14 protein-coding genes and 1 pseudogene are annotated in these 21,361 nt (G+C 69.6%); 9 read left to right on the forward strand and 6 right to left on the reverse strand.

Features of this window, described 5'->3' with window-relative positions; genetic code table 11:
- Positions 1 to 28 precede the first annotated feature (28 nt).
- The 8 genes from ACIBAE_RS05750 to ACIBAE_RS05785 all read left to right on the forward strand — a co-directional run bounded on the left by ACIBAE_RS05750 (position 29) and on the right by ACIBAE_RS05785 (position 14,616).
- Positions 29 to 811 carry a TIGR03936 family radical SAM-associated protein gene (locus tag ACIBAE_RS05750; RefSeq protein WP_399282535.1) on the forward strand — a complete coding sequence of 261 codons (783 nt, stop codon included), beginning with the start codon at positions 29 to 31 and terminating at the stop codon, positions 809 to 811.
- 230 nt (positions 812 to 1,041) lie between these two features.
- Positions 1,042 to 4,941: an Rne/Rng family ribonuclease gene (locus tag ACIBAE_RS05755; RefSeq protein ID WP_399282536.1), complete on the forward strand. Its 3,900-nt coding sequence runs from the start codon at positions 1,042 to 1,044 to the stop codon at positions 4,939 to 4,941.
- A gap of 330 nt (positions 4,942 to 5,271) precedes the next feature.
- The gene (locus tag ACIBAE_RS05760) at positions 5,272 to 6,390 is read left to right on the forward strand and encodes a DegT/DnrJ/EryC1/StrS family aminotransferase (RefSeq protein ID WP_399282538.1); all 1,119 of its coding nucleotides are present in this window, start codon (positions 5,272 to 5,274) and stop codon (positions 6,388 to 6,390) included.
- Positions 6,387 to 7,406, forward strand: coding sequence for a Gfo/Idh/MocA family protein (locus ACIBAE_RS05765; RefSeq protein ID WP_399282540.1), 1,020 nt, complete (start codon positions 6,387 to 6,389; stop codon positions 7,404 to 7,406). Before ACIBAE_RS05760 ends, ACIBAE_RS05765 begins: the two co-directional genes overlap by 4 nt.
- A 109-nt stretch (positions 7,407 to 7,515) precedes the next feature.
- Positions 7,516 to 10,101, forward strand: a complete 2,586-nt coding sequence (locus ACIBAE_RS05770) for a glycosyltransferase family 4 protein (RefSeq protein ID WP_399282541.1) — start codon at positions 7,516 to 7,518, stop codon at positions 10,099 to 10,101.
- A 20-nt stretch (positions 10,102 to 10,121) separates the two neighbouring features.
- Positions 10,122 to 11,708 carry a glycosyltransferase family 4 protein gene (locus tag ACIBAE_RS05775; RefSeq protein WP_399282543.1) on the forward strand — a complete coding sequence of 529 codons (1,587 nt, stop codon included), beginning with the start codon at positions 10,122 to 10,124 and terminating at the stop codon, positions 11,706 to 11,708.
- Positions 11,705 to 13,336 carry a glycosyltransferase family 2 protein gene (locus ACIBAE_RS05780; protein ID WP_399282545.1) on the forward strand — a complete coding sequence of 544 codons (1,632 nt, stop codon included), beginning with the start codon at positions 11,705 to 11,707 and terminating at the stop codon, positions 13,334 to 13,336. Before ACIBAE_RS05775 ends, ACIBAE_RS05780 begins: the two co-directional genes overlap by 4 nt.
- A complete protein-coding gene (locus ACIBAE_RS05785) occupies positions 13,333 to 14,616 on the forward strand; it encodes a nucleotide sugar dehydrogenase (RefSeq protein WP_399282546.1) in 1,284 nt (427 codons plus the stop codon). The genes ACIBAE_RS05780 and ACIBAE_RS05785 overlap by 4 nt, the downstream gene beginning before the upstream one ends.
- Positions 14,617 to 14,717: 101 nt before the next feature.
- Here ACIBAE_RS05785 and ACIBAE_RS05790 read toward each other — a convergent pair whose 3' ends face one another.
- From ACIBAE_RS05790 to ACIBAE_RS05800, 3 genes are read right to left on the reverse strand one after another with little or no spacing between them, the layout of a single operon-like run.
- Entirely contained in the window at positions 14,718 to 15,857 is a 1,140-nt protein-coding gene (locus tag ACIBAE_RS05790; RefSeq protein WP_399282547.1) for an acyltransferase family protein, read from the reverse strand.
- Positions 15,854 to 16,456, reverse strand: coding sequence for an acyltransferase (locus ACIBAE_RS05795; RefSeq protein WP_399282548.1), 603 nt, complete (start codon positions 16,454 to 16,456; stop codon positions 15,854 to 15,856). The genes ACIBAE_RS05790 and ACIBAE_RS05795 overlap by 4 nt, the downstream gene beginning before the upstream one ends.
- Positions 16,453 to 16,911: a glycosyltransferase gene (locus ACIBAE_RS05800; RefSeq protein WP_399282549.1), complete on the reverse strand. Its 459-nt coding sequence runs from the start codon at positions 16,909 to 16,911 to the stop codon at positions 16,453 to 16,455. Before ACIBAE_RS05800 ends, ACIBAE_RS05795 begins: the two co-directional genes overlap by 4 nt.
- Before the next feature lie 361 nt (positions 16,912 to 17,272).
- On the opposite strand from ACIBAE_RS05800, the pseudogene ACIBAE_RS05805 reads away from it, so the two are divergent.
- Positions 17,273 to 17,455 (forward strand): annotated as a pseudogene (locus tag ACIBAE_RS05805) (nucleotide sugar dehydrogenase); the annotation flags it as partial.
- Positions 17,456 to 17,601: 146 nt separating this feature from the next.
- Here ACIBAE_RS05805 and ACIBAE_RS05810 read toward each other — a convergent pair.
- The 3 genes from ACIBAE_RS05810 to ACIBAE_RS05820 are packed head-to-tail and all read right to left on the reverse strand — an operon-like array spanning position 17,602 to position 21,032.
- Positions 17,602 to 18,768 carry an acyltransferase family protein gene (locus ACIBAE_RS05810; RefSeq protein WP_399282550.1) on the reverse strand — a complete coding sequence of 389 codons (1,167 nt, stop codon included), beginning with the start codon at positions 18,766 to 18,768 and terminating at the stop codon, positions 17,602 to 17,604.
- 60 nt (positions 18,769 to 18,828) lie between these two features.
- A complete protein-coding gene (locus ACIBAE_RS05815) occupies positions 18,829 to 19,437 on the reverse strand; it encodes an acyltransferase (RefSeq protein WP_399282551.1) in 609 nt (202 codons plus the stop codon).
- Positions 19,434 to 21,032: a hypothetical protein gene (locus ACIBAE_RS05820; RefSeq protein WP_399282552.1), complete on the reverse strand. Its 1,599-nt coding sequence runs from the start codon at positions 21,030 to 21,032 to the stop codon at positions 19,434 to 19,436. Before ACIBAE_RS05820 ends, ACIBAE_RS05815 begins: the two co-directional genes overlap by 4 nt.
- Positions 21,033 to 21,361: the final 329 nt, after the last annotated feature.

Consider the following 21,361-nt stretch of genomic DNA (forward strand, 5'->3'; position numbering starts at 1 on the left):
GCCCGAAGGCCCGCCGCCCGCACCGGCGGTGCAGCGCATCCGACTGCGCTACACCAAGCGCGGCCGCCTCCGGTTCACCAGCCACCGTGACTTCCAGCGTGCCTTCGAGCGGGCGCTGCGCCGCGCCGAGGTGCCCATGGCGTACTCGGCCGGGTTCACCCCGCACCCGAAGGTGTCGTACGCCAATGCCGCACCCACCGGCACGGGCAGTGAGGCCGAGTTCCTGGAGATCGCCCTCACGCAGACGCGTGACCCCGAGAAGCTGCGCCTGCTGCTCGACGAATCGCTCCCGGCCGGCCTCGACATCATCGACGCCGTCGAGGCCCGTACACCTGGACTCGCCGACCGGTTGACCGCTTCCGTGTGGGAGCTGCGGCTGGACGGCGTGGATCCCGGGGAAGCGGGACACGCCGTGTCCGCTTTCCTCGCCGCGGAGTCCGTCGAGGTCGAGCGCCGTACGAAGAACGGCCTGCGGACCTTCGACGCGAGGGGTGCGGTGGCCGCCCTGGAGGTGGCCGGTCCCCAGGCTGATAGGCCGGGGGAGGGGCCCTGTGCGATACTGCGGCTGGTTGTTCGGCACGTGACGCCTGCCGTTCGACCTGACGACGTCCTGTCCGGTCTCCAAGCTGTGGCCGACCTGGCGCCGCCGGTCCCCGCAGCGGTGACCAGGCTGGCGCAGGGGCTCTTCGACGAGGAGACCGGCACGGTGACCGACCCGCTCGCGCCCGACCGCGAGGCAGTCCGGCCCGCCCCACCCAAGGCCGCCGGAACCGCCGCCGCGAAGGCGCCGGAAGGTGCAGGTTCCGCGTAGGACGGTCGTCGCAGCGCAGCCCTGGGACTCGGGAGCCACCTGGGTCGGGCGGCGCACTGACCAGAAGACTTTCGCCAGGCCGTACGTACAACGCGTAGGGAACCGGCGAGCCAGACATAACAGCTCCCGTGCGGCGCCCGCGCCCCGGACGGCGGCATTCGCGCACTGCGCGAGCCGCGGCCGGACCGGAATCAGGCGCGGCGCCCGGGAGCGCGACGGGAGAACCCCGCATGCTTGAGTCCACCGAACCCGGTACGCCCGGGAACGCCAACGAAGACAGCAACAGCCCCAGCGACACGCTGCCGCCGCGCCGCAGGCGCCGCGCCGCGTCCCGCCCCGCGGGACCGCCCGCCGGGGCCGCCGGGGCCACGGACGGCGCTGACGCCGTAGAGGCCACCGCGCCGGCCATACCGGCCACCGAGGCTGCGGGGGCAGCCGAGAGCAAGGGTGCGGCCGGGTCCGAGGAGACCCCCGCGCCGCGTGCGCGCCGTCGCGCGACACGCAAGGTCGCCGCACCTGAGGCGACCGAGGCGGCCACGGAGGCCGCCGTCGAGGCGCAGGCCCCGCAGGCCGCTGTCGCCGCCGAGGAGGCTCCGGCGCCGCGTGCGCGCCGTCGGGCCACCCGTAAGGCCACCGCACCCGAGACCGCCGTCCCGGAGACCGCCGCTCCCGAGGCCACCCCCGAGCCGGTCGCCGCGGCCGTCTCCGCAGCCGTTGACGAGACGCGGCCCGTGGAGGAGGCTCCGGCGCCGCGTGCGCGCCGGCGTGCCACCCGTAAGGCCACCGCACCGGCTTCCGCGCCGCAGGCCGCCGAGCCCGCCGAGCCCGTGACCGTGGCGGGCGAGGACCTGCCGCGGGACGCCGTCGCGCAGATCACCGCCGACGAGGAGCAGGTCCAGGCCGCCGAGAAGGCCGCCACCCGTGGCCGTACCCGCCGCAGGGCCGCCGCTCCGCAGAGCGCCCCCGCGAAGGCCGAGGCCAGGGAGACCGAGGCGCCGGAGCGCTCCTCGCGTCGCCGGACGGCACGGCCCGCCGTGGCCGTCTTCCGGGCGCCCGTCTTCACCGAGCCGATGTTCCAGACCCCGGAGACGGCCGCCGCCGCGGCTGCCGCCGGCAGGCCCGCCGACCTGGCCGACGAGGTCGACGAAGAGGACGAGACGCAGACCGTGGCCGCGGCCGAGCCCGTCGCCGCGCCGGAGCCCTCCGGCCGCCGCAGCAGGCGCCGCCGCCGTGGTGAGCCCGCCGAGCCCGTGGAGGCCAGGCCGGCCGCCGAGGAGGCGCCGCGCGAGACCGCGGCCGAGCCCGTCGCCGCGCCGGAGGCCGAGGCCGACCCGTCGGCCGAGGATGAGGCCGCCGAGGCCGACAGCGCCGACGAGTACGAGGACCGCCCGTCGCGGCGCCGCCGCCGGGGTGGCCGTCGCCGCCGCCGTGGCGAGTCCGCGGATGCCGAGGACGGCTCGGACGAGCAGCACGACGAGTCCGCCGAGCAGTCGGAGGACCGCGACGACGCCGGGGACGACGGCGACGACGAAGGCCACGGGGACGACGTGGACGACTCCGACACCGAGGGTTCCTCGGGCGCGGGTTCCTCCAGCAGCCGTCGCCGTCGCCGCCGTCGCCGTCGCAGTGGTGACGGCGGTGCCGAGGCCGACTCGGGCACCGACGACCCGGAGCGTACGGTCGTCAAGGTCCGCGAGCCGCGTGAGCGGCGCGCGAGGGACCTCAAGGACACCGAGCCGGGCACCGGCGCCGACGAGGTCACGTCCATCAAGGGCTCGACGCGTCTGGAGGCCAAGAAGCAGCGCCGCCGCGAGGGCCGCGAGCAGGGCCGTCGCAGGGTGCCGATCATCACCGAGGCGGAGTTCCTCGCCCGGCGCGAGGCCGTCGAGCGCGTGATGGTCGTCCGGCAGAACGGTGAGCGCACCCAGATCGGCGTTCTTGAGGACAACGTGCTCGTGGAGCACTACGTCAACAAGGAGCAGGCCACCAGTTACGTCGGCAACGTCTACCTGGGCAAGGTGCAGAACGTACTGCCCTCCATGGAGGCCGCGTTCGTCGACATCGGCAAGGGCCGCAACGCCGTCCTGTACGCCGGTGAGGTCAACTTCGAGGCGCTGGGCATGGCGCACGGTCCCCGGCGGATCGAATCGGCCCTCAAGTCCGGTCAGTCGGTACTCGTCCAGGTGACGAAGGACCCGATCGGCCACAAGGGCGCGCGTCTGACCAGCCAGGTGTCGCTGCCCGGCCGCTACCTCGTCTACGTGCCCGAGGGCTCTATGACCGGTATCAGCCGCAAGCTGCCCGACACCGAGCGGGCCCGGCTCAAGACCATCCTGAAGAAGATCGTCCCCGATGACGCCGGCGTCATCGTCCGTACGGCCGCCGAGGGCGCCAGCGAGGACGAGCTGCGTCACGATGTCGAGCGGCTCCAGGCGCAGTGGGAGGACATCAAGAAGAAGGCGAAGAGCGGCAACGCCCCGACCCTTCTCTACGGTGAGCCCGACATGACCGTCCGGGTCGTCCGTGACATCTTCAACGAGGACTTCTCCAAGGTCATCGTGAGCGGCGACGAGGCGTGGGGGACCATCCACGACTACGTCGCGCACGTCGCGCCGGATCTGTCCGACCGGCTGTCGCGCTGGACCAGCGAGGTCGACGTCTTCGCGACGTACCGCATCGACGAGCAGCTGATGAAGGCGCTGGACCGCAAGGTCTGGCTGCCCAGCGGTGGTTCGCTGGTGATCGACAAGACCGAGGCCATGATCGTGGTCGACGTCAACACCGGGAAGTTCACCGGCCAGGGCGGCAACCTTGAGGAGACCGTCACCAGGAACAACCTGGAGGCGGCCGAGGAGATCGTGCGCCAACTGCGGCTGCGCGACCTGGGCGGCATCGTCGTCATCGACTTCATCGACATGGTGCTCGAATCCAACCGTGATCTGGTGCTGCGGCGGCTGCTGGAGTGCCTCGGCCGGGACCGTACGAAGCACCAGGTGGCCGAGGTCACCTCGCTCGGCCTGGTCCAGATGACCCGTAAGCGGGTCGGCCAGGGTCTGCTGGAGTCCTTCTCCGAGAGCTGCGTCCACTGCAACGGCCGTGGCGTGATCGTCCACATGGAACAGCCCTCGGCGGTCGGTGGCGGTGGCAACGGCAAGCGTTCGAAGAAGCGCGGCCGGGGCGGCGCCGCCGGTACGGACCAGGTGCACGAGCACGACAACGGTCTCGACCATGAGCACGGCCCCGACCACGAGCGCGACCTCGACCACGAGTTGGCCGGGATCGCGGCGGAGTCCGAGGCCGAGGTCGCGGCGGAGGCGGCGGCTCCGATCGCGCTGCCCGAGCCCGAATTCGCCTTGGACGAGGAGCTGTTCAGCAGCGTGGCGGAGGCGGAGGCAGCCGTACGCGGCCGTTCGCGTCGCCGCGCGTCGCGCAAGGCGTCGGCCCCGGCCGGTTCGCCGAGGGCCACCGAGCCGAGGACGGCCGAGGTGACGGTCACCGAGCCGAAGGCCGCGGAGCCCAAGGCCGCGGAGCCGAAGGCCGCTGAGCCCGAGGTTGCCGTCGAGGCACCGGCGGCGGTGGCTCCGGCCGCCGAGCCGGAGGCGTCCGTGGCGGAGGCGGCCCCCCAGGGCCGTACGCGCCGTCGGGCCACCCGCAAGGCGACGGCTCCGGCCGGTTCGCCGAAGGCGGTGGACGAGGCGCCGGCCGCCGAGGTCGTCGTAGCCACCGCCAACGTGGCCGAGCCGGTCGCACCCGAGGTGCTCGCCGCCGAGGAGGCACCCGCCGTGGCACCGCCGCGGACGCGTCGCCGGGCGACCCGTAAGGTCACCGCACCCGCCGGTTCGCCGTCGAGCGCGGAGGACGCGGCGGTCGTCGTGGTCGCGTCGGCGAAGGCCGACGAGCCGGCCGAGGGCGCGGCCGAGTCCGACGAGGCGTCGGCTCCGGCCAAGAAGGCGGTCCGCAAGACCGCCAAGAAGGCCCCGGCGAAGAAGACGGCCGCGAAGAAGACGACGGCCAAGAAGACCGTGGCGAAGAAGACCACGGCCAAGAAGACGGCCTCGTCGGCGTCGAAGAAGACGGCGGCGGCGGCCGAGCAGACAGCGCGTGGTGTGTCGGCGCCCACCGACAGCTGATCGCGGAACGCTGAACTGTCGGCAGGACACGGTGCCCCGCCCTGGATCTCAGGGCGGGGCACCGTTCTGTTTCGAAGTTGATTCATTGAGCGGTTAACAGGACAGAAATTCGCCTAACAAACCCTGATAATGTGACCGGCGGTTGCCGCCGTCTACCCTCCTGCCTGGAGGCTGCGTTCGGTGACCGGCCCGTTCGGGACAGCCGGTCCCATTCCTCGGCAGGGCGTTTCGGCATTACGCCGGAGGTGGTGACGCGGCCTCATGTGACGTCCGCAACACCCCAGGCCTCTGCCATAGAGAGAGCTCTCGCGGTGTTCAAGGAGGACGTCCATGCCGAGCAGTGATGTGCAGCCCATCCCCGCTGCCCGCCCGGTCATCGGTGAAGAGGAGATCGAGGCCGCGGTACGAGTACTGCGCAGTGGCCGCGTCGTACAGGGTCCCGAGGTGGCCGCTTTCGAGGAGGGCTTCTCGGAACTGGTCGAGGGCGCCCACTGTGTCGCCGTCAACTCCGGTACATCGGCGCTGCACCTTCTCCTTCTCGCTCTGGGCATCGGCCCCGGCGACGAGGTGATCGTGCCGTCGTTCTCGTTCGCCGCTTCGGCGAACGCGGTCCGGCTCGTCGGCGCCGACGTCGTCTTCGCCGACATCGAACCGGGTAGCTTCGGCCTGGACCCGGCGGCCGTCGAGGCCGCGATCACCCCGCGCACGGCCGCGATCATGCCGGTCCACCTGTACGGCCACCCCGCCGCGATGGACAAGATCATGCCCATTGCCGAGAAGCACAAACTCGCCGTCGTCGAAGACGCCTGCCAGGCGCACGCCGCGGCGCTGAACGGCACCCCTGTCGGCGCCTTCGGCTCCGGCGGAACGTTCAGCTTCTACCCGACGAAGAACATGCACTCCCTTGAGGGCGGCATGGTCACCACCGCCGACGCCGAGGTCGCCCGCACCCTGCGACTGCTGCGCAACCAGGGCATGGAGCAGCGGTACGCCAACGAGATAGTCGGCGCCAACATGCGCATGACGGACGTGGCCGCCGCCGTGGGGCGGGTCCAGCTGACGAAGCTCGGCGCGTGGACCGAGCAGCGCCGCGCGAACGCCGCGTACCTCACCGAGCACATCACCGCACCGAACGTGCTGACGCCCCCGGTCGCCGAGGGCGCCCGGCACGTCTACCACCAGTACACCGTCCGGATCGAGGGCGACCGCGACGCGGCGATGGCGCACCTCACGGAGGCGGGTATCGGCAATGCCGTCTACTACCCGACCCCGATCCACCGCCTGAAGCCGTACTGGGAGCCGGACCAGAAGGCCGGCCGCACCTGGGACCTGCCGGAGACCGAGCGCGCCGCCGCCGAGGTCGTCTCGCTCCCCGTGCACCCCTCGCTCACGTCGGAAGACCTGGAGCGCATCGTGACCGCTGTGAACACGCTGGGAGAGAACCTGTGACCACTGGGGGACTGAGAGCCGGCCTGGTCGGGCTGGGCTCGATGGGACGGCACCACGCTCGCGTGCTGGCCGGCCTGGAGGGGGTCCAGCTCGTCGGCGTCGTCGACCCGATGGGTGACAAGAACGGTGCCGCGCAGGGCGCCCCGGTGCTCAGCACCGTGGAAGAGCTGATCGGGATGGGTGTCGACTACGCCGTCGTCGCCTGCCCGACCGCGCTGCACGAAGAGGTCGGCCTCAAGCTGGCCGAGGCCGGGGTCGCGGCGCTGATCGAGAAGCCCCTCGCGGACACCGTCGAGGGTGCGCGCCGGCTCGTCGAGGCCTTCGAGACACGCGGTCTGGTGGCCGGTGTCGGCCACATCGAGCGCTGCAACCCGGCCCTGCTCAGCCTGCGCGCGCGGCTGGAGGCCGGTGAGCTGGGTGACGTCTACCAGGTGGTCACCCGCCGCCAGGGCCCGTTCCCGCACCGCATCGCCGACGTCGGCGTGGTCAAGGACCTGGCCACCCACGACATCGACCTGACCGGCTGGGTGACGGGTCAGCAGTACACGTCGATCGCCGCCCACACGGTGTCCAAGAGCGGCCGCCCGCACGAGGACATGGTCTCCGCGGTCGGCACGCTCACCGACGGCACCATGGTCAACCACCTGGTCAACTGGCTGAGCCCGCTCAAGGAGCGGTTCACGTCGGTCACCGGCGAGCGCGGCTGCTTCATCGCCGACACGCTCACCGCCGACCTCACGTTCCACTCGAACGCGGCCGTCGCCACCGAGTGGGAGGCCCTGCGCGCCTTCCGCGGTGTCGCCGAGGGCGACATGATCCGCTACGCGATAGCGAAGCGCGAGCCGCTGCAGGTCGAGCACGAACTCTTCCGCGACGCGGTCCTGGGCGAGCCGGCGGACATCTGCACGCTCCGCCAGGGACTGCGGACCGTCGAGGTGGCGGCATCGGTACTGGAGTCGGCCGCGAGCGGTCGCACGGTGGATCTCAACGGCAGCAGGGACCACGTCGTGGCGTGACGCATTCCGGCGGCAGCCTTTCTGCCGTACCCGTAGCTCACCAGCTGCGTCGCGTCGCGCGGCGCGGCTGGGAACTCGTTCTCTTGCCTTCCATCCGGAGGAAGTACGCATGGAATCCGCCGCCCGTCGACCGAGACTCGCGGTGATCGTCGCCAATGGCATCACCGGCGATTCACGTGTTCAGAAGACCGCCGTTGCCGCGGCCAGGGACGGTTGGGACGTCACTCTGATCGGAAGGAGCGACACCCAGCGGGTCCAGCGTTCCAAAATGGGCCCGATCGACGTGGTCAGGGTTCCGGTGCAGACGCACTTCCTGCGGTCGGTCAACACGCAGAAGGCGCATCCGCTGCGGAGCGCTCTGACTCAGTTCCGTATCGAGGACGCGGCCGCACTGAATCGCTACCGTGCGTCCCACCGCGCCTGGGTGCGGGAGAAGTCCGCCGAGAGCAACTGGACGGCCGGACCGCAGCGCGCCTCTCTGAAGGCGATGCTGCGGGCGGGCCGAGCCGTGCACCGTTTGCGTGTCCGCGCCTTCAAGTGGGAGCAGAGCCGTAAGGCCAAGAACCCGGCGCCGGTGGGCGACTGGCGTCTTGACTGGCCGCAGGTGATCGACCTTGATCTCGCTTTCGGTCCGGTGATGGAGGAGCTCAAGCCCGACGTCATCCACGCGAATGACGCGACGATGATCGTGACCGCCGCGCGTAGCGCCGCCCGGCTGCGTTCGAGCGGCCATGAGTGTGTCTGGCTCTACGACGCCCATGAGTACATCAAGGGTGTGGAGTGGCCCAACCCGCGTCAGGCGTTCGCGCTGCCCGCCATGGAAGCGGAGTTCATTCGCCGTGCCGACGCGGTGGTCACCGTCTCCTCGCAGATGGCCGAGCTGCTGCAGGCTGACCACAAGCTGCCGAAAACCCCGCTGGTGGTGGGAAATTCGCCGGTACGTGAGGTCATCGGTTCGGGCAAGTCGCGGGTGTCCGTCCGCGAAGCGTGCGGTCTCGGTCCCGACGTACCGCTGATGGTCTACTCCGGTTGGGTGGGCCCCGAGCGCGGCCTGGACGTGGTGATCGAGGGGATGCCCGGACTCCCCGGCGTTCATCTCGCCGTGGTCGTCGGCCGGACGACACCCCTGCTGGAGCAACTGCTCGCGCGGGCCGAGTCCCTGGGAGTACGGGACCGGATCCATCTGGCCCCGTACGTACCGCAGCACGAGGTCGCCGACTACCTCGCCTCCGCCGACCTCGGCCTGACGCCCTTCAGGCGCGTCCCCAACTGCGAGGTCTCGCTGCCGACCAAGGTCTCCGAGTATCTGCAGGCCGGAATACCTCTCGTCACCAGTGACGTGAAGGTCATCGACGCCTACGTGCGGGAACACGGCATCGGCGAGGTGTTCACCTGGGACGACCCCACGGCCTTCAGCGAAGCCGCTGCCCGCGCTCTGGGGCATCGCCAGAAGCTGGCCGGGAACATCACCGAGCACGTACTGCGGGATCTGTCCTGGGAGCACCAGAGCGCTGGTCTGCTCGCGCTGTACCGTGCCCTGTCGAGGTTGACACCGCCCGGCCCGCTGCCCGTGCCGTGGACGGTCCAGGAGACCCCGGGCGCGGTGCGTACGGCGGAGAGCGCGGGGGAGGGCGGCGAGCCCTCCTGGCGCCGGATCGGCAACACCCGGATCAAGCTGGGGCTGGGCCCGGCGAACTACGCCGGCCAGGGGGCCGCGTACGCGGGGGCCATCACACGCCTCAACCCCGACGTGTCAGTGGAAATAACGATGAATCAGCGCCCGGAGTCCTTCGACTACCCCGCTGACGTGTACGTCGATGCCACCCGCCTCAACGAGCTGGATGTCCAGCTCCAGCAGGTGCAGCGCATCGTGGGCCGCTACACCCACCTTCTCGTCGACGCGTTCATGCCCGTGATGGGCGGGCTCAACGGTGATTCGATAGCCGAAGACCTGGCGGCCCTAAAGCAGGCCCGTATCAAGGTGGCGCTGCTCTCGCACGGGAGTGACATCCGTCATCCGGACAGGCACCTTGACCGGCACGAGTTCTCGCTCTTCCGTGACGCCCCGGAAGGGATTGCGGACAGACTCCGGGTGAAGGCCGAACGTAATCGCCGGATAGCGGACGCATGCGGGTTGCCGCTGTTTGTCACCACCCCCGACCTGCTCGACGATCTGCCTACGGCGAGCTGGGCACCGCTCGTCGTGGATGTCGCCTCCTGGGCCAGTGACCGCCCGGTCATGGAGCGGCAGCGACCCATCGTGCTGCACGCCCCGTCCAAGCGCTGGACCAAGGGAACCGACCGGATCCTGCCCCTGATGACCGAACTCCACGACAAGGGTGTCATCGACTTCCGGCTGGCCGAGGGCATCGCCTGGGCAGAGATGCGTGAGCTGGTCAAGGAGAGCGACCTGGTCCTGGACCAGTTCACCACCGGTAGCTACGGGACGTTCGCCGTCGAGGCCATGGCCGCGGGCAGGCCGGTCGTCGGCTACATCAGTGATCAGGTGAAGGCCGCCACGGGCGGCGACCTCCCCATCGTCAGCGCTACTCCCCGCACTCTTCGCGGGGTGATGGACTCCCTCATCGAGGACCGTGAGAAGACGGCAGCGATCGGACGCGAGTCCGCGGAGTTCACCCGTACGTACCACGACGGAACCTGGACCGCGCAGGTCCTGAGCGGCTTCCTCAAGTGACCGGTCCAGAAAGGCTGTTCATGGATACCCAGAGTGTCGGTACACCTCCTCCCGGCAAGGGGCGGGTCGTGATGCTCGTCGACAACAAGGTGGAGGGCGACTCCCGGGTGCAGAAGGCGGCGGAGTCCACCGCCGCGGCCGGCTGGGAAGTCGTCCTGCTCGGGCTCGTCCGTTCGGGCAAAGGCCGCAGCTGGCAGATCGGCGGCGCCGAAGTGCGTCTGCTGCCGATCAAGACTCCCCTCGCCAAGCGGCACGCGGAGCGGCATCGTTCCCTGCTCCGTCGTCCGTTCGCCTATCCGCCGGGCCCGCTCGCCGCGTTCCGGCGCCAGTGGGCGAAGGCATGGCGCGCGGATGTGGCCACCCGCCGTGCTGCGCTGCGGGTAGTCCCTGAGGCGGTCGGCTCCCCGTTCTTCCGCACCATGGAGAAGATGCGGCTGGCGCTGGCCGGTCCGGTCTCCAGGATCGTGCAGCGGTGGATCTCGTTCCGGTCGGGCCAGACCACCGCGGCGCAGCAGGCCGGCCGGCGACTGGGAGGTCCGCTGGACCGTGCCTTCACCGCCTTCTGGAAAGCGGTGAAAGGAAAGCGTGCCTGGCGTCGGCTCGAACCGGTGCTGTGGGACTACGAACTGACGTACGCCAAGGAGATCGACGACCTCAGGCCCGATCTGATCCACGCCAATGACTTCCGGATGCTCGGCGTCGGTGCCCGTGCCGCTGTGCGGGCCAGAGCGGCGGGCCGGCAGGTCAAGCTGGTGTGGGATGCCCATGAGTTCCTGCCCGGCGTCCGCCCCTGGGAGGACAACGCACACTGGATACCCGGCAACACGGCGCACGAAAGTGAGTTCGCGCCGTACGCGGACGCCGTGGTGACCGTCTCGGAAGGCCTCGCCGACCTGCTGCGTGAACGGCACGGTCTGCGGGATCAGCCGACGGTCGTGTTGAACGCGCCCGACCGCCCCGCGGATCCCGAGGTGCTGTCGGCCGATGCCGAGCCGGTTCCCGATCTACGGGAACTCTGCGGTATCGGATCCGAAGTCCCGTTGATCGTCTACAGCGGCTCCCCGGGGCCGCAGCGTGGCCTCGGCGACATGATCGAGGCGTTGCCGGCACTCGACGGCGTTCATATGGCGTTCGTCGTCCCCAACCCCGCAGCGGCGTACATCCAGAGCCTGCTCAAGCGCGCGGCCGATCTGGGCGTCGGCGACCGGGCACATGCCGTTCCCTACGTGCCGCACGGGCAGGTCGTCCGCTACCTGGCGGCCGCCGACGTGGGTTGTATCCCGATCCACCACTGGCCGAACCACGAGATCGCCCTGATCACGAAGTTCTTCGAGTACTCGCATGCCCGGCTGCCGCTGGTCGTGAGTGACGTGAAGACCATGTCCGAGATGACCCGTGCGACCGGTCAGGGCGAAGTCTTCACCGCCGAGAACACCGACGACTTCGTACGCGCTGTCAAGAACGTCCTCGCCGACCCCGAGCGCTACAGGTCCGCCTACGACAAGCCCGGCCTGCTCGATACCTGGACGTGGGAGGCACAGGCCGAAGTACTCGACGGGCTGTACACGAAGCTGGTGTCCGGCCACACCGCGAAGGCGAGATCATGACGATTGCCCCCGACGTCACCGTCGTTGTCGCCGTGTACAACACCATGCCGTACCTCACCGAGTGCCTGAACTCCCTCGTGGGTCAGACCATCGGACCGGAGCGGCTCGAAGTCGTCGCCGTCAACGATGGTTCGACCGACGGAAGCGGCGAGGAACTCGACCGCTTCGCCGCGCTCCACCCCGGCACGGTGAAAGTCATCCACCAGGAGAACTCCGGTGGACCCGCGGCCCCGAGCAACCGGGCCCTGGACGTGGCCACCGGCCGCTACGTCTACTTCATCGGCTCCGACGACTACCTCGGCGAAGAGGCGCTGGCGCGGATGGTGGCCTGCGCCGACGAGCACGGCTCCGACGTGGTCGTCGGCAAGATGGTCGGCACCAACGGCCGCTACGTCCGTCAGTCGCTCTACCTGACGAGCGATCCGGACATCAGCCTCTACGGGGACGAGCTGCCGTTCGCCCTGGCCAACACCAAGCTCTTCCGGCGCGAACTCGTGGAGAAGTACGAGCTGCGCTTCCCCGAGGACCTGCCGGTCGGCAGCGATCAGCCCTTCACCATCGAGGCGTGCGTACGGGCCCGGAAGATCTCGGTGCTCGGGGACTACACGTACTACTACGCGGTGAAGCGCGGTGACGCGAGCAACATCACCTACCGGGCCGACCACCTGGCCCGGCTGCGCTGCACCGCCGAGATCATGAAGCACACCGCCGGGCTGATCGAGCCGGGACCGGACCGGGACGCCGTCCTGAAACGGCACTTCACCTGGGAACTCGCCAAGCTCGTCCAGGAAGACTTCCCGCTCCTCGACCGCTCGACACAGCGCGCGGTGTGCGACGGGATAGCCCAGCTCGCCGACGAGTACCTCACCGACGGCCTGCGCGACGCGCTGGACGTCAAGCGCCGGGTCCGCGTCCTGCTGGCCCAGCGGGGCGCCGTCGACGAGCTGATACGGGCCGTCACCGGGGAAGCCGAGCACGGCGCGCCGCCCTTCCTGCTGGAGGACGGCCGCGCCTACGCCCGCTACCCCGGACTGCGGGATCCGGGCGGTGTACTGCCCGACCGGGGCTTCGAGCTCATCGGCGAGTCCGTACCGGGCCGGCTCGCCGCCGGCACCCAGCTGATCTCCGTCGAGCTGGAACAGACCGCGCACGTCATGACCCTCGTGCTGGCGCTCCGGATCGGGGTCACCGGCGAGACCACCTCCGCCGTCGTGCGCCTTGCCCAGGGCGCCATGCCGAAGAGCGCGGACAAGGCCGCCGCGCGTCGGCTCCCGGCCGGCCATGAACTCCCCCCAGCAGTGGGGGAGTTCACCCGGGAGGAGACACCCGACGGGGGCGGCACACTGCTGACCGCGCGCATACCCGTCGACCCGGTCAAGGCCAAGCGGGGCGCGCGCGTCTATGTCGACGTCGCGGGCTCCACGTACGAGATCCCGATCAGATCCCGGGATCTGCCGCTGCCGCTGGCACGCCGCTGGCGGGAGAAAATTCCGTACCGCGTCTCGGTGAACGCCAACCCGAAGGGACGGCTGGTGATCACCACGGCTCCGCTGTGGGAGTCCCGGGCCGGTCTTTTCGCGCGACTGCGCCCGCTGCTGTCCCGGTTGAAGAGGAAAGTAACCCGATGAATATCTGTGTAGTCGCGCTGGGCAAGATCGGCCTGCCGCTCGCCGTTCAGTTCGCCGCCAAGGGTCACCGAGTGATCGGCGCGGACGTCAACGAGAAGGTCGTGGAGCTGGTCAACGCCGGCACCGAGCCCTTCCCCGGCGAGCACGACCTGGACGTCAAGCTCAAGCAGACCGTCGGCGCCGGACTCCTGTCCGCCACGACGGACACCGCCGCGGCGGTCGCCCAGTCCGACGTCGTCGTGGTCGTCGTCCCGCTGTTCGTGGACGCCGAGGGCGTGCCGGACTTCGGCTGGATGGACTCCGCCACCAAGGCGATCGCGAAGGGCCTCAAGCCGGGCACCCTCGTGTCGTACGAGACCACCCTCCCGGTCGGCACCACCCGCACCCGCTGGGCGCCGATGCTCCAGGAGGGCTCGGGCCTCACCGCCGGCGAGGACTTCCACCTGGTCTTCTCCCCGGAGCGGGTCCTCACCGGCCGGGTCTTCGCCGACCTGCGCCGCTACCCCAAGCTGGTCGGCGGCGTCGACGAGGCCTCCGCGCGGCACGGCGTCGAGTTCTACGAGTCGGTGCTCGACTTCGACGCACGGGACGACCTGCCCCGGCCGAACGGTGTCTGGGACCTGGGTACGGCCGAGGCGTCCGAGCTCGCGAAGCTGGCCGAGACCACCTACCGGGACGTCAACATCGGCCTGGCGAACCAGTTCGCGCGCTTCGCCGACCAGAACGGCATCGACGTCAAGAAGGTCATCGAGGCCTGCAACAGCCAGCCGTACAGCCACATCCACCAGCCCGGCATCGCGGTCGGTGGCCACTGCATCCCGATCTACCCGCGGATGTACCTGTGGAACGACCCGTCGGCCACCGTCGTGCGCTCGGCGCGCGAGGCGAACTCCGCCATGCCGGAGTACGCCGTGGACCTGCTGGCCGCCGCCTACGGCGACCTGACCGGCGTGAACGTCCTGGTGCTGGGTGCGGCCTACCGAGGGGGCGTCAAGGAGACGGCCTTCTCGGGCGTCTTCCCGACCGTCGAGGCGCTCACGGCGCGCGGTGCGGTGCCGTACGTCTCCGACCCGATGTACACGGCCGGGGAACTCGCCGCCCACGGCCTCACGCCGCACGCCGGTGAGAAGGTCACGGCGGCGATCCTGCAGGCCGACCACGCCGAGTACCGCGAGCTGACCCCGGCCGACCTCCCGGACGTCACCGTCCTGGTCGACGGGCGCCGCACCACGGACCCGGAGGCCTGGAAGGGCGTCCGCCGCGTCGTCATCGGCGGCTGACCCCGGCCGGGTCCCGGCAGCTGACAGAAGGAGGAGGGCCGACGCCACGGCGTCGGCCCTCCTCCTTTTCTGTTCCGGTCCTTCTGTTCCGGCGGCCTGTCTCAGCTCCGCCGGGCGGGCGCCGGGGCCGGTAGGCCGGCGCCGTGCTCCGCCTTCGGCGCGGACGACGGTCCGATACGCCGCAACAGACGCTCGGCCGGGTTTTCGATCAGCTGATAACAGAGGCCGGCGAGGGCCAGGCTCACCACGATGACGAACAGCCAGACCGCGACCGTCCGGATCCCGGGGGCCGGGTGGCCGTACCCGTACACCACCGAGCGCAGCACGATCTCATGGATGAGGTACCAGGCGAACGACCAGTGGCCGAGCCGGATCATCCAGCGGCCGCCGAGCCCCGTCCTGCGGCCCTCCTGGTCCGCGCGGGCCGCCGCGCAGATCAGCGCCGCGAACAACGGCGCGGAGAGCAGCTGGGAAGCCGTGTACGGGCTGTACCACTGTGCGTCGGGGACCGCGTGGGACCAGGGCACGAGCGCGAGATGCCAGCCGGCCACCAGGGCCGCGGCCACGGTCAGCGGCACAGGAGGCCGCCAGCCCCGCTTGACCGCGAGCCCCGCGACGACCCCGATGACGAATTGCAGTGACCGGGTGAGCGGGAGGTAGTCCATCGCCCAGACGCGACTGCCCGCCGACAGCTGCGAGGAAGCGAGCCAGAGACCCACCGCGGCGGCGGACAGACCCACGACGGTCCAGGCCCAGACCCGGGCGCGGCGCTTCGCGAACAGGGCCAGCAGGGCGGGGAAGATGAGGTAGAACCAGGCCTCGTCGCTGAGGGACCACGCCGCCGGGTTCCCGCCCTTGTAGATCACGGCGACCGGGAACCACGCGTGGATGCCCAGCAGATTGGCCACGACCGCCGCGCGTGAGACCGGATGACCGATCGCGACGTACACGGCGACCGACAGCGCGACCCCGACCACGAGCATGGGCCAGATACGGGCGAACCGCCGCCAGAGGAAGACCGGGACCGGTACGGCTTTACCGTCGTACGTCCACGCGAGCACGAACCCCGAAAGGACGAAGAAGAACGTCACGCCGCTGCGCCCGTACCAGACGGCGTCACTGATGCCGGGTATCGTCCCGACGCTGCGGGACAAGTGGTACAGAACGACCAGCAGTGCCGCCCAGAAGCGCAGGCCGGTCAGTGAGGGAAGACGGTCACGGCTTGCCGTCGGGGCGCTCACAGGGCGCGTTCGGCGAGTACGCCGTCCTTTTCGTCGTGCAGCGCCCCGCTTTTCGGGCATTCCCATACGCCAGGCTCTCCCGGGCGTTCCATGAGTTTCACGCCGGTGCGGCCGACCCAGCCGACGCGGCGGGCGGGCACGCCCACGACGAGAGCGAAGTCCGGTACGTCCTTGGTCACCACGGCGCCTGCGGCGATCATGGCCCAGCGGCCGATGTGGACGGGTGCGACGCAGACGGAGCGGGCGCCGAGCGAGGCGCCTTCGGCGATCTTCACCCCGACCGCTTCCCAGTCGCTGCCGCGTTTCTGCTTGCCCTCGGGGTCCACGGAGCGCGGGTTGTGGTCGTTGGTCAGTACCACGGACGGGCCGATGAAGACGCCGTCGGCGAGCTCGGCGGGCTCGTACACCAGGGCGTAGTTCTGGATTTTGACGTTGTCGCCGATCCGGACTCCCGTGCCGACGTAGGCGCCCCGGCCCACCACGCAGCCTTCACCGAGCCGCGCGTGCTCGCGGATCTGCGCGAGTTCCCAGACGCTGCTGCCGTCGCCGATCACGGCGGTTTCGTCGACCTGAGCGGTGGGCTGGACCCTGAAGTTCACTCTGCTGCCTTTCCGATTGCGTTTTCGCTCGGCGAGCATACGTCGCGGTCGGGGCCCATCAGCAGCCGGTCGCAGCGCTGTCCGACCACGGCCCAGTCCCAGGAGCCCAAGGCGTGTTCGGAGGCCTCGCGGCCCGCTTCGAGCCAGGTCTCCTCGGAGGCGGTGACCGCGAGAATCCGGTCGGCCGCCTCGGCGGGGGTTGCAACGATCCAGGAGCTCGGGAAGAGAGCCCCGGCCCCGTGCGGCGTGGCGGAGAAGTACGGCCAGTCGCGCACCACGGGGACGGCGCCGCTGACCGCGCCTTCGACCACGCTGAGAATCTTGCTCGGAGCACTGTCGATAAAATCCTCGAGGGCGTTGACCTGAACAAATGGGCCAGCAATAAGGAAAATCCTGTTGGCTTGGAAAGGGAGCCCCGAAAAGCTTTGAGGATCCGATAGGTCGTGTCGCTCCAAGGATAAAAGTGTAGCGGATGCGCGAAATCTAACGCTTGCCATCAAGAAGATCAAGGATGAAAATCACCAGGGCGTCTGGATTATCTATGCAATGAAGGCCTACGAGTGATTTTGCTGGCAACGGAGTCCGGACCGAATCCGCCGCCAGTTATTCTGCTGTTGAACTGATGGGTGTGCATGTGGAGTTGCCTGAGGCCATTATTTTTCTTCGGTCCAGCCTGGATGCCCTGATGGAACTGGAGGATCCTTTTGAGGCTTTTCGGTGAAAAGGCCGAAGGACCGCTGTCTGACGCATGTCGTGTAGTCGTGTAAGGCATGGCTGCCGGCTACTGGCTGGGTGGCCCTCGAATCTCGATCGTTCGTCAAGGGCCTCAAGCCGGGCGCCCTCGTGTCGTACGAGACCACCCTCCCGGTCGGCACCGCCCGCACCCGCTGGGCGCCGATGCTCCAGGAAGGCTCGGGCCTCACCGCCGGCGAGGACTTCCACCTGGTCTTCTCGCCGGAGCGGGTCCTCACCGGCCGGGTCTTCGCCGACCTGCGCCGTACCACGGACCCGGAGGCCTGGAAGGGCGTCCGCCGCGTCGTCATCGGCGGCTGACCCCGCTTTGCCGCTTCGCCCCGTCGAGCTGATGCTCGGCGGGGCGAAGTCGAACGAAGTGGCTGACGCGGGTGCCCCTCCGGGGTGTCAGGTCAGCCTTCCGCCCGTTCCACGCGTGGTCCCGATTCCTTCGCCAGAGCACTGCGAAGCCATCGCTGTGCGGGCCGCTCCACAAAGCGGTGCGCCAGCCAGGAGCCCACGATCAGGCTAACGACGGTCACCAGCAGGGTCGGCCAGATGCCGAGATGGCCGGAGAGCTTACGGATCATCGCCCAGCCCAGCTCCTCGTGGAGCAGATACAACGGGTAGACGAGCGCTCCCGCGGTGGCGAGCCACTTCCAGCTGACCCACTCCAGCTTGCGCAGGGCCACAGCCAGCACCAGCAGGTAGAAGAGGGTGACCAGGGCGAGCGCGACGTACGGATCGCGGTCCATGCCTTTGTCATGGCGCAAGTGGTCGGCGTGTTCGACCAGATCGCTCTGCATCACCAGCCAGCTCGCCGCGAGCAGACCCCACAACTTGAGGTCGGGCCCGAAGCGGTACATCAGATACATCGCGATGCCGCCCACGAAGAGAGCGGTGTTGAGAGGCTGGGCGAAGATCCCCACGAGCGGGATGTTCGCGTCCTTCTCCACGAGCACACAGGCCAGCAGCCACACCCAGCAGAAAACGGATACGCGCCGGTAGTCCAGGCCCTTCCAAATGACCAGCAAGAACACCAGGTAGAAAGTGAGTTCGACCCAGAGTGTCCAATAGGCGCCCACCAGATGCTGGGCCGAGAGCGGGACCTGCAGCATGGTCAGGTTGGTGAGCGAGTCACTGACGCTGGGGCCTCGCCGCTGTCCGTCCGGCAGCGCGCGCCAGACGACGAAGGCCACCACGATCGAGAACCAGTAGGCGGGGAACAGCCGGAGGAAACGCGCCCGGACGAACTGCCCCGGGGTGCGGCCCCAGGCCGAGAGACAGATGACAAAGCCGCTGATGATGAAGAAGAGCTGGACCCCGTAGGAGCCGTATGAGGTTACGGGGAAGAGCCAGGGGAACAATTCCTTGGGGTTCTGTCCCCAGTTGGCCTTGGTCGCCGCGTCGACGCCGGTGAAGTGGAAAGCCATGACGGCCAACGCCGCCACCACCCGCAGCGCGTCAAGGGCGTAGAGCCGGGAGGGGGCCTTGCGGGGCTCGGCGGCCGGTGCCTTCGTCGGCTGGAGCTGAGGGGGGATTACTAGATCGCTCTGGGACAAAGTCGGCCTCGTCTGCATCGTACGTCCGTGATTCGTGCATGGTGGCGTACTCGCCCCCGTCGCTGTGCCGTGAGTCCATCACCCGGCATCGAGCTCCGTCAGCGTGCCTTCAGCGCTCTCGCGGTAGACGCCACCGGTTTTCGGGCATTCCCATACGCCAGGCTCTCCCGGGCGTTCCATGAGTTTCACGCCGGTGCGGCCGACCCAGCCGACGCGGCGGGCGGGCACGCCCACGACGAGAGCGAAGTCCGGTACGTCCTTGGTCACCACGGCGCCTGCGGCGATCATGGCCCAGCGGCCGATGTGGACGGGTGCGACGCAGACGGAGCGGGCGCCGAGCGAGGCGCCTTCGGCGATCTTCACCCCGACCGCTTCCCAGTCGCTGCCGCGTTTCTGCTTGCCCTCGGGGTCCACGGAGCGCGGGTTGTGGTCGTTGGTCAGTACCACGGACGGGCCGATGAAGACGCCGTCGGCGAGCTCGGCGGGCTCGTACACCAGGGCGTAGTTCTGGATTTTGACGTTGTCGCCGATCCGGACTCCCGTGCCGACGTAGGCGCCCCGGCCCACCACGCAGCCTTCACCGAGCCGCGCGTGCTCGCGGATCTGCGCGAGTTCCCAGACGCTGCTGCCGTCGCCGATCACGGCGGTTTCGTCGACCTGAGCGGTGGGCTGGACCCTGAAGTTCACTCTGCTGCCTTTCCGATTGCGTTTTCGCTCGGCGAGCATACGTCGCGGTCGGGGCCCATCAGCAGCCGGTCGCAGCGCTGTCCGACCACGGCCCAGTCCCAGGAGCCCAAGGCGTGTTCGGAGGCCTCGCGGCCCGCTTCGAGCCAGGTCTCCTCGGAGGCGGTGACCGCGAGAATCCGGTCGGCCGCCTCGGCGGGGGTTGCAACGATCCAGGAGCTCGGGAAGAGAGCCCCGGCCCCGTGCGGCGTGGCGGAGAAGTACGGCCAGTCGCGCACCACGGGGACGGCGCCGCTGACCGCGCCTTCGACCACGCTGAGAGGCCAGCCCTCGCGGACGGAGGAGTTGAGGATGACGCCGACCTCGGTGAGGGCACCGGGCACGTCTTCGGTTCGACCCAACTGCCTCGCCCAACCGGCTGCCTCAAGTGGGGCCAGCTCCTTGGAGAAGGCACGGTGATACCTCTCGGCGCCAGGGCTGCCGGCCGCCGTCAGAGGACTGCCGATGAGGTGGAGCCGGTAGCGCGTGTCCTTCTGTCGCACGAGTCGCAGGACTTCCAGTGCCCAGCGTGGGTCCTTGGCCACCTGGCTGGTGCCCAGGAGACCCACCGCGAAGCGTGCCGCCGGGTTCTTCGGCCGGACGAAGCGACCGAGGATGACGGCGTTGTCGATGACGTGAAGTTGCGGTCCGCCGGGCTCCTTGAGCCGCGGTACAGCCGACGTACAGAGATCCCGTAGGTGCTCACTGACGAAGACGAGATCGCTTACGCGGGAGAAGTCGACCAGATGGGGCCAGTAGGTGAACGCCTCGTAGCTGTGCAGCCGGACGACGATTCGGGCGGTGCCGGGATCGACCAGCGTGAAGAAGGCGGCCGCCGCGGCGCACCAGTCGATGAATACGACATCTGCCCAGTCGAGGTGGGGGCGCAGTGCCGCCTCGGCCTGCTGTCCGTAGGCAACCTGCCCGCCGAGGCCACGCGTGATCATGCGTCCCATTCCCTTGGCCAAGGGGGCGAGTTCCGGATCCGCGGCGGTGTCGAGTACGCGCAGCTCTGCTCCGGGATGGCCCTCGTAGCGGCTGATCAGCTCGGCCAGGAAGTTCTTGTTGGCGCTGTACGCGATGAGTATCCGGACCGGGCGGTCAGCGGGCGGCGCGACGGCAGCCTCCTTGCGGCCACGGCCGGCCCGCAGGGCCCGCATGGTTCGGCTCCGGCGCAGGGGAGCGGTGAACCGCTGCGCATCCTCGGCCAGGGGCGAGGAGAGACCGTCGAGGTGCGGGACCCGGTGAAAGGCGAGGAGTAGAGCTTTGGCCACGGATTGGGCGGCCTCACCCTTACGACCGGCCGCGTAATGCGCGTCCGCACAGGTCAGCTCAGCGGCGTACGCCTGGCGCAGATGACGTGGCGTGTGCCCGCGAGCGAGTCTGGAGGCGGCGACCTCGGCGAAGATGTCGGCCTTGAGGCGGGGCTCATGAATGTGACGGCCGGCGATGCCTGAGGCGCGCTCGGCGAGGCCGGGACGGTCCACCCGTGCCATGCGCGCGGCGACCCATCGCGCCACGCCGGCGAGCGTCTGGTCGGAGATGTGAGGGAAGGGCACGGCATGACTCCACGGTCCGGGACGGGAAGATGGACCGTACGGAATTTCGCGCCCCTGCGAAACCCCTGACGGGCGTGCGGTGGTCAAACGGATCGGCCCGCGTCCGGCGAATGCCGGGCGCGGGCCGATCCGTCACCGGGGCGGGTCCGGCTCGGTGGCAGCGTTCGCCGGAGCGTACGCGCTGCCACCGGCCTGGATCCGGGCCGGGGTATCCGTGATCAAGGGGAAGCCGCAGGTGTTACTTCTTGCCGTGGTTGGTGACGGTGCCGCCGACGGTCTGGGTGTAGAAGTCGATGACCTGGCCCCAGTTGCCGAAGTACTTGCGGGCG

It is taken from the genome of Streptomyces sp. NPDC051569, from assembly GCF_044454085.1.
Lineage (GTDB): Bacteria > Actinomycetota > Actinomycetes > Streptomycetales > Streptomycetaceae > Streptomyces.